The sequence below is a fragment of the Nannocystis sp. RBIL2 genome (assembly GCF_026626745.1).
Taxonomy (GTDB): domain Bacteria; phylum Myxococcota_A; class Polyangia; order Nannocystales; family Nannocystaceae; genus Nannocystis.
This window is the reverse complement of the sequence record NZ_JAPNJW010000002.1, coordinates 3,479,458-3,492,050: the sequence shown is the minus strand read 5'-3', so window position 1 is coordinate 3,492,050 and position 12,593 is coordinate 3,479,458. Positions and strand designations below refer to the sequence as shown.

General features: G+C 72.9%; 10 protein-coding genes and 1 pseudogene. 5 read left to right on the top strand and 6 right to left on the bottom strand.

Features of this window, described 5'->3' with window-relative positions:
* Positions 1 to 6: 6 nt before the first annotated feature.
* From OV090_RS39010 to OV090_RS39000, 3 genes are all read left to right on the top strand, one after another.
* The gene (locus tag OV090_RS39010) at positions 7 to 360 is read left to right on the top strand and encodes a hypothetical protein (protein ID WP_267709917.1); all 354 of its coding nucleotides are present in this window, start codon (positions 7 to 9) and stop codon (positions 358 to 360) included.
* A gap of 537 nt (positions 361 to 897) precedes the next feature.
* Complete coding sequence (locus OV090_RS39005) at positions 898 to 1,773, top strand: zinc metalloprotease (protein WP_267709916.1); 876 nt, start codon at positions 898 to 900, stop codon at positions 1,771 to 1,773.
* Between the two features lie 350 nt (positions 1,774 to 2,123).
* Positions 2,124 to 3,089 carry an STAS domain-containing protein gene (locus tag OV090_RS39000; RefSeq protein ID WP_267709915.1) on the top strand — a complete coding sequence of 322 codons (966 nt, stop codon included), beginning with the start codon at positions 2,124 to 2,126 and terminating at the stop codon, positions 3,087 to 3,089.
* Positions 3,090 to 3,113: 24 nt separating this feature from the next.
* Here OV090_RS39000 and OV090_RS38995 read toward each other — a convergent pair whose 3' ends face one another.
* The 6 genes and pseudogenes from OV090_RS38995 to OV090_RS38970 all read right to left on the bottom strand — a co-directional run.
* On the bottom strand, positions 3,114 to 3,704 hold the full coding sequence (locus tag OV090_RS38995; protein ID WP_267709914.1) for a HAMP domain-containing sensor histidine kinase: 591 nt from the start codon (positions 3,702 to 3,704) through the stop codon (positions 3,114 to 3,116).
* Positions 3,644 to 4,489 (bottom strand): hypothetical protein, encoded by an 846-nt coding sequence (locus tag OV090_RS38990; protein WP_267709913.1) that lies wholly within the window; start codon positions 4,487 to 4,489, stop codon positions 3,644 to 3,646. Before OV090_RS38990 ends, OV090_RS38995 begins: the two co-directional genes overlap by 61 nt.
* An 82-nt stretch (positions 4,490 to 4,571) precedes the next feature.
* Positions 4,572 to 5,252, bottom strand: a complete 681-nt coding sequence (locus OV090_RS38985; RefSeq protein ID WP_267709912.1) for a response regulator transcription factor — start codon at positions 5,250 to 5,252, stop codon at positions 4,572 to 4,574.
* Positions 5,249 to 8,317 carry a CusA/CzcA family heavy metal efflux RND transporter gene (locus OV090_RS38980; RefSeq protein ID WP_267709911.1) on the bottom strand — a complete coding sequence of 1,023 codons (3,069 nt, stop codon included), beginning with the start codon at positions 8,315 to 8,317 and terminating at the stop codon, positions 5,249 to 5,251. Before OV090_RS38980 ends, OV090_RS38985 begins: the two co-directional genes overlap by 4 nt.
* Positions 8,314 to 9,399 carry an efflux RND transporter periplasmic adaptor subunit gene (locus OV090_RS38975; protein WP_267709910.1) on the bottom strand — a complete coding sequence of 362 codons (1,086 nt, stop codon included), beginning with the start codon at positions 9,397 to 9,399 and terminating at the stop codon, positions 8,314 to 8,316. The genes OV090_RS38980 and OV090_RS38975 overlap by 4 nt, the downstream gene beginning before the upstream one ends.
* 171 nt (positions 9,400 to 9,570) lie before the next feature.
* Positions 9,571 to 9,951: pseudogene (locus tag OV090_RS38970) on the bottom strand (helix-turn-helix domain-containing protein); the annotation flags it as partial.
* A 192-nt stretch (positions 9,952 to 10,143) separates the two neighbouring features.
* Here OV090_RS38970 and OV090_RS38965 point away from each other — a divergent pair.
* Together OV090_RS38965 and OV090_RS38960 are read left to right on the top strand one after the other, a co-directional pair.
* A complete protein-coding gene (locus OV090_RS38965) occupies positions 10,144 to 11,403 on the top strand; it encodes a TolC family protein (RefSeq protein WP_267709908.1) in 1,260 nt (419 codons plus the stop codon).
* On the top strand, positions 11,400 to 12,593 hold the full coding sequence (locus OV090_RS38960) for an efflux RND transporter periplasmic adaptor subunit (RefSeq protein WP_267709907.1): 1,194 nt from the start codon (positions 11,400 to 11,402) through the stop codon (positions 12,591 to 12,593). The genes OV090_RS38965 and OV090_RS38960 overlap by 4 nt, the downstream gene beginning before the upstream one ends.

Sequence of the window (12,593 nt, the reverse complement as noted above, 5' to 3'; positions counted from 1 at the left end):
CCGCGGATGCAGAAGTACGTGGTCATCTTCCAGGCGCCCATCCCCGTCGGTCATCGCGTGGAGCTGGTGTGGTACGAGGTCGTAGTCGACGGCCTGTTCGGCACGAGTCGCAAAGAGCGGCCGCACGAGCCGGTGATCACCGACCTCGACACCGGCATCGTGTACGTGTCCGATCGGCTGCTCGTGACTCCGGGCATGAAGCGGCCCAAGGAGCCGCTCGAGGTCAGCGAGCGGCTGGACGGGGACGCGAAGGAGGTGCGACGTGTGCGAGGGGTCGTGCGGGGTTGTCGGGTGGTGACGATCCGCAGCTTTTCGGATGTCGACTTGCAGACAGAGCTGACGATCGGGCCCGAAGGCTGAGGCGCGAGACAGACGCGGGCCGGTACGACTGTCACTTCTCGGCGGCTCGCTGCCGATCGAAGCCGACGAGAGACCAGGAGGCCACAAACCTCTTCGGCCCGGCCCGCTGTCGTGAGCGAAGCTGGCGGAAAGGCCAGGGCCGTTTCTCCCCCATCGAGGCTGGCGAAAAGGACAGGTGGCTCGCGGGGCTGCGGTGCCTTGCGATGCGGCGCTCCCACGCGCGCAAGGACTGTCACTCTCGCGGGCGTTCTTCAGGACATGTCCTTTGATTTTAATAAAGAAAGCAGAAAAGCAGGCGGACGGCGGTGCGCCCGCCCCGGTATCTGGGGCAGGAGCGGTGATCCGGCTGCGGTCGACCGTGACGGCGAATGTAAGATCGTCGTAACGGCGAGCCCGAGCGTCGGCCCGTATGATGGCGTGGGGGGCTCGAAGATGGAGCGCCCGGGATGAATGAGAATGCGTGCGATCAACACTGTGTGGACAATTCTTGCTGCTTCCCTCTGCTCCGCCTGCGACGACCCGGAGCCGCGACGCGAGATGAAGGGTGCCCGGCCCGAGACCGAGGTGCTGGCCGACGCCTGCATGATCGACGACGACGCAGTCGCCTGCGGCGGGCTCGAATCGCTGACCTCGGCGGGCGTCGACGGCCGCTGCGGGACGCACCCGACGAACGACGAGGTCGAGGTGATGGAGCTCGACTTCAAGGCGCGGCGGGCCGCCTCGGCCCGGATCGGGTTCGTGCCGCGGGTGATCCCGACGTACTTCCACGTGATCACGGACAGCGTCGGCAACGGGAAGGTGGCGTCGGAGCGCATCGAGCAGCAGCTCGACATCCTCAACGCGGCGTTCGTGCCGGCGGGGATCACGTTCTCGCTGGCGGGGGTCGACGTGACCGCGAACGACTCGTGGTACGCGATGGACTACGGGACGACCGCGGAGACGGAGGCGAAGTCGGCGCTGCGCGTGGGCGGAGCCGGCACCCTCAACATCTATACGGCGGGGATCGGCGGTGGACTGCTCGGCTGGGCGACGTTCCCGTGGGAGTACGCGTGGGCGCCGGAGGACGACGGGGTGGTGATCCTCGACGAGAGCCTGCCCGGCGGCGCGTCACCGCCGTACGACCTCGGCGACACCGCGGTCCACGAGGTCGGCCACTGGGCGGGCCTCTATCACACGTTCCAGGGCGGCTGCGGCGGCGATCTCGACGACGGAGGCGACCGCGTGGCCGACACGCCGTCCGAGTCGTACCCGGCGTATGGCTGCCCGGAGGACCTCGACTCGTGTCCGCTGCCGGGCAAGGACCCGATCCACAACTTCATGGACTACGGCGACGACGCGTGCATCGACCACTTCACGCACGGGCAGGTGGCGCGCATGGAGTACCAGCTGACGTTCTACCGCGACGAGGTTTGAGCCGGCGCGGTGAACGAGGACGATCTGCGAGGTGGACCGCGAGCGCGGCCCACCATCGCGGACGTCGACGGAGCGGCACGAGTGATGCTCTCGCGGTCGGCGCGACTCCGCCGCTCGCGCTCTCGCTTCGGGCTTCACCTGGCGATAGGGACAGGAACGTCTCGTGGGTGAGGACCGTATGGCTGCGCGGTGAAGACGCGGGTTTGTTCGATCGGTGCAGCGCGGCCGCAGGCGCTCGTGCGTCGAGAATTCGTGCGTCCGAGGACGCTGCGCTGCAGCGTGCGCGTAGCTCCAGAGGAGGCGGCTCGCCCTGCTTTTTCGCGCAGGCTTCGCGGTGTACAGTCCCGGCGATGGGCGCGGACGACAGGTCGCACGAGGAGCTCGTTCGCGAGGTGGAAGCGCTGCGCCGGCAGGTCGATGCGCTGAAGGTCGCGGCGCGCAGGTATCAGGCGATGGTCGGCAACACTGCGCTGAGCGTGCAGGTGTGCGACGCGGCCGGGCGGGTCGTCGAGGTCAACCAGGGCTTCGAGAAGCTGTGGAAGCTGAACCTCGATGTGGTGCGCGGCCACGTGATCCTCGACGACCTGCAGCTCGAGCCGTCGGGGAGCCTGGCGGGCGTGCGCCGGGCCTACGCGACGGGAGAGGCGACCCGGCTGCCGGCGCTCCGCTACGACCCGCGGCACACCGAAGGCGTGTCGGCGGGATCGGCAGGGTGGGTGGCGTCGTCGATCTACCCGGTCAAGGACGAAGAGGGCCAGCTCGTCGAGGCCGTGGTGATGCACTACGAGATCGGCGAGCTGGCACGCAGCGAGGAGGAGCTGCGGGCCCAGAACGAGGCGCTCGAGGCGGCGGTGGCGGAGCGGACTGCGGCGCTGTCGGAGCACATCCGCCTGCTCCATGCGCAGCAGCAGGCGATCCGCGAGCTCTCCACGCCGGTCATCAGGCTGTGGGAGGGGATCCTGGCGCTGCCGCTGATCGGGGTGATCGACGCCGACCGGGCGGCGCAGATCATGGAGAACCTGCTGGCGGCGGTCGTGGAGCAGCGCGCGTCGCAGGTGATCCTCGACGTGACCGGCGTGCCGGTGATCGACACCGCGGCGGCGTCGCACCTGTTCGAGACGGTGGGCGCGGCGCGGCTCCTCGGGGTGCACTGCATCGTGGTGGGCATCTCGCCGAAGATGGCGCAGACGCTGGTCGAGCTGGACGTCGACTTCACGCGCATCACCACTGCGTCGAGCCTGCAAGACGGGCTGCGCCAGGCGCTGGCGCGGCGCGCCGAGGGCTCGGCAGGCAGTCGCGGGCAGACGCAGGGCTGATGCGATCGGCGTCATGCGCCGGCGTCATGCGCGGGCGATGACGAGATGAAAACAGGCGCCGCCGCCCGGGCGCTCGCTGACCCAGGCGCGGCCGCCGTGGGCCTCTGCGACCTCGCGGACGATGGCGAGGCCGAGGCCGGCGCCGTCGACTCCGCGCTGGAGGCGACGGAAGGGGGCGAAGATCGTCTCGCGGTGCTCGAGAGGGACGCCGGGGCCGCGGTCCTCGACGAGGAGCTCGAGCGCGGTCTCGCCGTCGCGCACGGTGAGGTCGACTGCGCTGCCGACGGGGGCGAACTTGATCGCGTTGGCCAGCAGGTTGTCGACGGCCTGACGCAGCGGGCCGGGGTTGGCGCGGATCGGCGCGGCCTCGGGGGCGTGCAGGTGCAAGGAGATGGCGCGCCGCTCGGCGACGACGCTGTGGCTGGCGATGGCGTCGCGCACGCTGGCGACCGCGTCGAGCGGGACGCGCTCCCACTCGGAGCGGCGCAGGCTGGCCATCGCCAGCAGCTTGGTCGCGAGCTCGCCGAGGCGGTCGACTTCGGTGCGTACGCGGGTCAGGGCGTCGACGAGCTGCTCGGGCGAGCGCTCGCGCCGCAGGGTGACGTCGATCTCCATGCGCATGGCGGTGAGCGGGGTCCGCAGCTCGTGGGCGGCGTCGGCGACGAGGCGGTGCTGCAGCTCGGAGGCGGTGCGCAGCTTCTCGGTGGCGTCGGCGATGGCGTCGCGCAGGCTGGCGACCACGTCGGTGCCAGGGTCGGCGGGCGGCAAGGTCGAGAAGTCGCCGTCTGCAGCCGCTGCATGTGGACGTGGAGCTGCTGTACGCGGTGCACGAGGCCGCGGGCGTGGGAGACCTGCAGCAGCAGCATCAGCAGGGTGACCGCCGCGCCGATCAGGGCGGCGGCGCGGGCGTAGGCGGCCAGGGCGGCGTCGTTGGAGGCGAGCGAGACTGCCAGCCACAGCGCGTGCGGCTCGCCGCGCGGCGAGTCGATGGCGAGGGAGAGCTCGCGGACGCGCTCTCCACTGGCGAGCGCACGCGTCTGCAGGGCCGGGGCGCGGGCGACGTCGGCGGCGGTGAGGCGCTCGGGGGCGAAGGTCTCGGCGGGGTAGGCGAGCAGGCGGGCGCCGTCGGGGCCGTAGAGCGCGCCCTGGTGGTGCAGGCGCTGCAGGTCGGCGACCAGGGCCGAGTCGCCGAAGTGGAGGTGCGCGTCCTGACCTGGCCGATCGAACAGGCTGACCGACTCGCTGGCGGCCTGCAAGGTGAGGCCGCGGTCGACCGACTCGAGCAGGAGGTGGTCGAGGACGAGGCCGATCAGGAACAGGGCGAGGGCGATGAGCCCGGCCGGGATGACGGCGCCGAACAGGAGCAGCCGGCGGTGCAGGGTCATCGGACTCCGGAACATGTCCCGGAGGGCATGTCCGGCGAGGAATGTTTAAAGAGACATGGCCGAAGGGGCATGCCCTCGGGGACATGTCGTGCGACGCTCACCGCTCGCCTCCGGGGAGCAGGCGGAAGCCGACGCCGCGCTGGGCGCGGATGGTGGGGGCGTCGTCGCCGAGCTGGGCCAGCTTGCTGCGCAGGTAGCCGACGTAGACGTCGAGGACGTTGGGCTCGCCGTCGAAGTTGGGGCCCCACACCGCGGCGAGCAGCTCGCTGCGGGTGAGGACCTCGCCGACGCGGCGGAACAGGAGGTTGCAGAGGGCGAACTCGCGGGCGGTGAGGGCGACCTCGCGATCGCCGCGGACGAGCGCGCGCTGGCGGGTGTCGAGGCCGACGTCGCCGGCGCGCAGGTGGACGACCTCGCCGCCGCGGCGGCGCGCGAGCACCTCGATGCGCGCCAGCAGCTCGCTGAAGTCGAACGGCTTGACGAGGTAGTCGTCGGCGCCGGTGCGCAGGCCGAGCACGCGCTCGCCGACGCTGCCGCGGGCGGTCAGCATGAGCACGGGGGTGTCGACGCCGCGGGCCCGCCAGGCGCGCAGCAGCGACAGGCCGTCGCCGTCGGGCAACATCCAGTCGAGCAGGACCACGTCGTAGGCGATCGTCTGCGCCTGGCCGAGCGCGTCGGCGCTGGTGGTGCAGGCGTCGACGAGGTGGCCCTCCTCGCCGAGGCCGCGCTGCAGCAGCTGCAGCAGCCGCTCGTCGTCCTCGACCACGAGGAGCCTCATGCCGCGCGGCTCCTGCCGGCGAAGAACGGGTAGAGCGCGGGGAGGATCACCAGGGTCAGCAAGGTCGACGAGACCAGGCCGCCGACGACCACCGTGGCGAGCGGGCGCTGGACCTCGGCGCCGGTGCCGGTGGCCAGCATCATCGGCACGAAGCCGAGCGCGGCCACCGAGGCGGTCATCAGCACCGGGCGCATGCGCGACTCGGCGGCCGCGAAGGCGGCCTTGCGCGGCCCCAGGCCCTGCGCGAGCAGCAGATCGATCTGCGACAGCAGGACCACGCCGTTGAGCACGGCGATCCCGCTGAGGGCGATGAAGCCGATCGCGGCGGACAGCGACAGGGGGAGGTCGCGCAACGTGAGGGCGAGGATGCCACCGACGCAGGCGAACGGCACGTGGGTGAAGATCAGCGCGGCGGGGCGCAGGCGGCGGAAGGCGAGCAGGAGGACGGCGAAGATCGCCACGACCACCGCGGGGATGACCCAGGCCAGGCGGGCGCGGGCCTCGGCCAGCGACTCGTACTGGCCGCCCCACACCGAGCGGGTGCCGCGGGGCAGCGGGACGCGCGCGGCGAGCTCGGCCTTGAGTGATTCGACGACGTCGCCGAGCGCGGCGCCGCGGACGTTGAAGCCGACGACGATGCGCCGCTGGGCGTCGTCGTGGTTGACGAGGCTGGCGGCCGGGTGCTGCTCGACGGTGGCGAGGTGCTCGAGCTCGATGAGGGCGCCGTCGGCGGTGGGCACGGGCACACGCGCGAGCAGGCTGGCGGGCGGCGGCTCGCCGAGGCGCACGCGCACGGGCAGGCGCAGCGGGCCGACGTAGGTGTAGCCGGCGGTGACGCCGGTGCGGATGGCCTGGACCACGCGCAGGACGTCGGCGGCGACCATGCCGTGGCTGCCGGCGGCGAGCATGCGCGGGCGGACCTCGGCGACCGCGACGTCGGGCGGGGCCATGATGCGGACGTCGACCGCGCCGGGCTGGCCGGCGATGACCTCGGCTGTCTGTTCGGCCAGGTCGCGCAGCTGCGCGAGGTCGTCGCCGAAGATGCTGAGCGAGACGTCGGTGACCGCGCCGCCGAGCAGCTCGTTGAAGCGCATCTGGATCGGCTGGGTGAAGACGACGACGTCGGCGGGGGCCTTGGCGGCCAGGAGAGTATCGATCTCCTGCACGAGCGCGTCCTTGTCGAGGCCGTCGCGCCACCGGGACTTCGGCGCCAGCTCGACGAACACGTCGGCCTGCTCGATGCCCATGATGTCGGTGGCGACCGCGGGCGAGCCGATCCGCGCGACCACTGCGCGGACCTCGGGGACCTCGGCGAGCAGCACCTGCTCCATCGCGGTGGCCTCGCGCACCGCCGAGTCGAGCGAGATGTTGGGGGCGCGCTCGGTCTGGATCACGAGGTCGCCCTCGTCGAGCTGGGGCACGAAGGCGGCGCCGGTGCGGGTGAACAGCCAGCCGCCGAGGACCAGAGAGGCGAGCGCGAGGGCGGCGACGAGGAGCGGGGCGCGGGTGGCCGCGCGCAGCACGGGGTGATAGGCGCGCTCCGCCAGGCGCACGACGAATGGTTCCCGGGCCGGGACGTCGCGCGGGCGCAGGACCGCGGCCGCGGCCGCGGGGACGAAGGTGAGGGCGAGGATCAGGGCGGCGAGCAGGGCCATGATCACCGCCGCGGCCATCGGCCGGAACATCTTGCCGTCGACGCCGGTGAGGGTGACGATCGGGACGTAGACGAGCAGGATGACGAGGACCGAGAAGAACACCGGGCGGGCGACGCCGCGGGTCCACTCTGCGACCTTGTCCGGATTGAGGGCGGCGCCGACGGCCCCGCAGAACACGGCCTCGACCATGACGACGGCGCCGTCGACGAGCAGGCCGAAGTCGATCGCGCCGAGGCTCATGAGGTTGCCGGGGATGTCGAGCAGCGCCATGCCGGCCAGCGCGAACACCATCGACAGCGGGATCACCAGAGCGACGAGCAAGCCGGCGCGGAAGCTGCCGAGCATGGCGAACAGGACGACGACGACGAGCAGGCCGCCCTCGGCGAGGTTCTTGGCCACGGTGGCCAGGGTGGCGCCGACCAGCTTGGAGCGGTCGTAGACGAGGTCGACGCTGACGTCCTCGGGCAGGGCGGCGTCGACGTCGGCCATGCGCGCGTGCAGCCGCTCCATGACCTGGAGGGCGTTGGCGCCGCGCAGCATCTGGGCCATGACGTAGACGGTCTCGCCCTCGCCGTTGGAGGTGGCGGCGCCGATCCGCGGCAGGCTGCCCCAGCGCACGTCGGCGACGTCGGCGATCCGCACGCCCGGCTCGCCGCTGACCGCCGGACGCACGAGGGCGCTGCCGAGCTCGTGCGGGGTGGTCGGGCGCGAGACGCCGCGGAGCAGGACCTGAGATGTCCCATCGGCCAGGTTGGCGCCCGCGGCAGTGCCGGTGGCGGCGACCACCGCGGCCTCGAGCTGGCCGAGGGTGAGGTGGAAGCGGGCCATGGCGTCGGGCCGGCCGACGACGTCGAGGGTGCGCCGCTCGCCGCCCCAGGTGTTGACCTCGACGACGCCTTCGACTGCGCGCAGCAGCGGGACGAGGCGCAGCTCGACGAGCTCGAGCAGCTCGGCCGGGGTGCGCTCGGGCGAGCGGATCGTGAAGTGGAAGATCTCGCCGAGGCCGCCGGTCAGCGGCCCGAGCTCGGGGGCGTCGATGCCGTCGGGCAGGCGATCGCCGACCAGCGCGAGCCGCTCCTGCACCATCTGGCGGGCGAGGAAGGGGCTGACGTCGTCGGCGAACACCGCGGTGATCGAGGAGATGCCGTAGCGCGAGACGCTGCGCTGCTTGACCATGCCCGGGATGCCGCCGAGGCCGATCTCGATCGGCCGCGTCACCAGGCGCTCGACCTCCTCGGGGGTGAGGCCGCCGGCGCGCGTGAGCACGAGGACCTGGTTGGTGGTGACGTCGGGCAGGGCGTCGAAGCGCAGGCGCGCGGCGACGACCGCGGCCAGGAGGGTGGCGACGAGGGTGACGAGGAGGACGGCGCGGCGGCGGACCACCGAGGCGTGGACCAGGGCCTCGATCACGCGCCGGCCCCCGCGTTGGCGCGCTGGTGGGCGAGGGCGTCCTCGGCGACGCGATCGCCGGCGACGAGCTGCGACGGATCTTTCGCCCGCACGAGAGCGGAGGCGCCGGAGGCCATGAGCAGCTCGACCGGGATTGCGGCGGTGGTGCCGTCGCGGCGGCGGTGGACGACGAGGTCGTCGCCCTCGCGCTGCAAAGCGCCGGCGGGGACCTGGACGACGCCGGCCTCGTCGCTGAAGGCCTCGACGGTGCCGCGCAGGCCGGGCGCGGCGAGGCGGTCGCCCTCGGCCTCGAACCACATGACGACGGCACCGTCGTCGGCCTCGACGGTGCGCGCGAGCGGCTCGGGCTTCAGCGCCCACACGCTGCCGTCGACGGCGTGAAAGCGCATGGTGGTGCGGGCCGGCGGGGCGTGGAGGAAGCGGGCCTCGACGCGCGGCACGCCCTCGCCGACGATGACGGCGATCGGCAGGGCTCCGCCCTCGACGACCTCGCCGAGGCGGCCGTGGAGCTCGCGGACGACGCCGTCGATGTCGCTCGTGAGGGTGACCTCGGGCTTGTGAAGGAGCTCGCGCGAGCGCGCGGGGTCGATGCCGGCGGCGCGCAAGGTGGCGGCGGCGGTGAGGGCCTGCTGCTCGACCTCGGCGGCGCGCGTGGCGACCTCGAAGACGTCGCGCTCGGCCACCAGGCCCTCGTCGCGCATGCGCCCGAGCTTGTCGCGCCGCGCGGTCTGGGTGGCGCTGCGCAGCTGGGCCCCGCGGTAGTCGGCGGCGGCGACGACGACCTCGGGCATGACGACGTCGACGACCGGCTGGCCGACGCGCACGCGGTCGCCGGCCTGGACGTGGAAGCGGGCGATGCGGGCGCGGTAGATCGGGCGGATCACGCCCTGGCGATCGCCGGGCAGGACCACGCGCGCGGCGGCCTGCAGGAGCGAGACGTCGCGCGGGGCGGTGACCTCGACCCAGGCGCTGGCGGTGCTCGCGGGCTGATGGTTGGGCTGTCTCTCAGGGCATGTCTGTTCGGACATGCACGAGGTCAGCGTGAGGCCGAGGCAGCCGGTAGCGAGCGCGCGGCGGAGCATGCCTCCAGCGGTAGCGCGGGGCGGTGGGGAGAAATTGAGACGATCCTGAGAAACTTCTCAGGCGCGGCGCTCGCGGCGAGGCTTGGGCTGCTTCTCGCTGGCGCGGCGCTCCTGGCAGTCTTCCTGGCCGCACTCGATGGCGGGCCCGGCGAGGGTCTCCTCGGCCTCCTGCAGGGCCTCGAGGATCCGGCACTCGGACACGCGCCCGCCGCCACGGCACGAGTCGGCCAGCCGCTGCAAGGCGCCGCGCAGCTTCTGCAGGCTCTCGATCTTGTGGTCGAGGTCGTGGATGTGGTCGCGGACGAGCCGGTCGACGCGGGCGCACGGGCGCAGGCGGTCGCTGGCGAGCGAGAGCAGCTCGCGCACGGCCTCGATGCTGAGCCCGAGCTCGCGGCTGCGACGGATGAAGTTGAGGCGGCGGACGTGCTCCGGCCGGTAGACGCGGTAACCCCCGGAGGTGCGGGCCGGCTGCGGCAGCAGCTCGATGCGCTCGTAGTAGCGGATCGTCTCGGCGCCGACGCCCGTGGCCTGGCCGAGCGCTCCGATCGTCATCTGCTCGTCGTCTCGGGTCACCGCCCGAGCTTGCTCCGCGGCCGCCCGCCTGTCACCACGCGGCGGTGCGTGCGTCACCTCGCACGCCCCCGCCCGCCGCGCTCGCTTGACCCTGTAGTGGCTACAAGGTCTAGCCTCGACGCCGAAGCCTGTCGCGCGGTGCGTCGCGCCGCGGGTCCGTGTCGAGGCCAGATGCCGCTCCTCTCCGCGCTGCTCACCGCCGTCCTGCTGGCCGCGCCGCCGCCTTCGGCCGGCTGCCAGGGGCCGCTCGGACGCGCCGCGGTGGTCGCTTGCGCGCTGGCCGAGCACCCGAGCATCCGCGCGGCCGAGGCCGGGCGCGCGGCGGCGGAGGGCCGCAAGCTGGGGGCGCGCACGCTGCTGCCGAGCAACCCGCAGGTCGAGGTGACCGCGGGCCGCCGCGTGGGCCTGTGGAACGGCGAGCGCGACATCAATGTGTACGGGCGGGTGGCGCAGGAGCTCGAGATCGCGGGCCAGCGGCGCAAGCGGATGGCGATGGCCGACGCCGAGGTGACTCAGGCGGACCGGCAGGTCGAGCTGAGCCGCCGCGACGTGGCGGCGGCGGCCTTGTCGGCGTACTTCGAGTGGATCGCGGCGCGCGAGCAGCAGGCGATGATCGGCCGGATCGCCAAGACCGCGGAGACTCTGGTCGACCTGGCTCGCACGAGCGAGCGCACCGGCCTCGGCTCGGGCCTCAACGCGGACGTGGTGGTGGCGACGTCGGTGCGAGTGCGGCGGCAGCAGATCGAGGCCGACCGCCGGGTGGCGGCCGCGCGCGCGGTGCTGGCAGGTTTGCTCGGGCGCGACGGCGCGGGGCTCGAGGTCGAGGGCGAGCTGAAGCCGCTGGCGCTGCCGCAGGAGCTGTCGGCGCTGCTGACGTCGGCGCTGACGAGGCGGGCGGAGATCGAGCTGGCGAAGGCGGAGCGCGAGGTGTTCCTGCGCCAGGTCGAGGTGTTCCGCCGGCTGCGCGCGCCGAACCCGAGCGTGGTGCTGTACGCCCAGCGCGACGGGTTCGCCGAGCAAGTGCTGGGGGGCGGGCTGGCGTTCCCGATCGTGCTGCCGGCGCCGCTCGGGCGCACGTACAAGGGCGAGATCGCCGAGAGCAAGGCGCTGGCCCGCCGCGCCGAGGCGGAGGTCGAGCGCTGGCGCCGGGTGGTGCAGGCGGAGGTCGAGGTGGCGCTGCGCGAGGTCGAGGCGCGCAAGGCGGAGCTCGAGCTGTTCGAGGCCGAACGACTGCAGCGCGCCGAGGGCCACCTCGAGGCGCTGGCGCAGGAGATGGCGACGGGCCGGGTGTCGATCCGCGACGCGGTGGTGCTGCAGCAGACGCTGCTCGAGTACCTGGCGGCCCACATCGAGGCCCGCCGCGCGCTGGCCCTCGGCTCGGTCGAGCTGGCGCGAGTGGCAGGGCTGCTGCCCGAAGGAGCGCAGCGATGAGGCGGGCGCTGTCACTGTCACTGTCGCTGGCGCTGCTCGGGTGCGGGGCGCGAGCGGTCGAGGGCGACGCGCACGAGCACGAGCACGGTGAGCACGGGGAGCACGAGGAGCACGGCGAGGGTCACGAGCACGACGCGCTGCCGCGGCGGGTCGAGCTGTCGCCGCAAGTGGTGACGGAGGCGCAGATCCAGAGCGAGCCGGTGCAGAGACAGGTGGTCGCGCCGGTGCTGTTCGCGACCGGGCACATCGAGGCCGACCCGGGCCGCACGGCCCAGGTCCCGGCCAAGGTCGGCGGGATCGTCGAGGAGGTGCTGTTCCGTGAGGGCGACCTGGTGAAGGAGGGTCAGGTGCTGGCGACGGTGCGCGCGCCGAGCCTCGGCAGCCTGCGCGCCGACCTGGCGTCGCTGCAGGCGCGGACGACGTCGGCCCGCACCAACCTGACGCGCTTGCAGGCGCTGGCCGAGCGCAACATGGCGTCGCAGCAGGAGCTGGCGGCCGCGCGCGCCGAGGCGACCGCGCTCGAGGCGGAGGCGCAGGCGGCCAAGCAGCGGCTGCAGGCGCTCGGTCTCGGGTCGAAGGGCAACGCGACGGTGTTCTCGCTGCGCGCGCCGATCTCCGGCCACGTGATGCAGCGCAACGCGGTGCCGGGCCAGCCGGTGACGCCGGAGCAGACTCTGGCGACGATCGTCAACCTCGACCGCGCGTGGTTCGTCGCCCGCCTGTTCGAGCACCTGCTGGCGAAGATCCGCGTCGGCGCGGCGGTCGAGGTCGAGCTCAACGCGTACCCCGATCACCCCTTCCACGGGACGATCGAGTACCTGGCGCCGAAGGTCGACGTCGAGGCGCAGACGGTGGTGGCGAGGATCCCGATCGACAACCGCGAGGACATCCTGCGCATCGGCCTGTTCGGCAAGGCACGGATCGCCATCAGCGACCCGCGGGCGGCGCCCGAGCCGGTGCTGGCGGTGCCGCGCGACGCCATCATCGAGGTCGCGGGCGAGACCGTGGTGTTCGTGCGCGGCGAAGACGGGGCGTTCGAGCTGCACGAGGTGGTGCTCGGGACGGCGGGCCCCGGGGTGGTGGAGATCCTTCAAGGCCTGCGCGAGGGCGAGTCGGTGGTGACGCGCGGGGCGTGGACGCTCAAGAGCGTGCTGCTCAAGGGCACCTTCGGCGAGGACCACGGGCACTAG

Coding starts and splice junctions, on each gene's coding strand:
- OV090_RS39005 (WP_267709916.1), top strand. CDS start 898: ATGAAGGGTGCCCGGCCCGAGACCGAGGTGCTGGCCGACGCCTGCATG.
- OV090_RS38975 (WP_267709910.1), bottom strand. CDS start 9,399: ATGCTCCGCCGCGCGCTCGCTACCGGCTGCCTCGGCCTCACGCTGACC.
- OV090_RS38960 (WP_267709907.1), top strand. CDS start 11,400: ATGAGGCGGGCGCTGTCACTGTCACTGTCGCTGGCGCTGCTCGGGTGC.
- OV090_RS38985 (WP_267709912.1), bottom strand. CDS start 5,252: ATGAGGCTCCTCGTGGTCGAGGACGACGAGCGGCTGCTGCAGCTGCTG.
- OV090_RS38990 (WP_267709913.1), bottom strand. CDS start 4,489: ATGTTCCGGAGTCCGATGACCCTGCACCGCCGGCTGCTCCTGTTCGGC.
- OV090_RS39000 (WP_267709915.1), top strand. CDS start 2,124: ATGGGCGCGGACGACAGGTCGCACGAGGAGCTCGTTCGCGAGGTGGAA.
- OV090_RS39010 (WP_267709917.1), top strand. CDS start 7: ATGCAGAAGTACGTGGTCATCTTCCAGGCGCCCATCCCCGTCGGTCAT.
- OV090_RS38995 (WP_267709914.1), bottom strand. CDS start 3,704: ATGGAGATCGACGTCACCCTGCGGCGCGAGCGCTCGCCCGAGCAGCTC.
- OV090_RS38965 (WP_267709908.1), top strand. CDS start 10,144: ATGCCGCTCCTCTCCGCGCTGCTCACCGCCGTCCTGCTGGCCGCGCCG.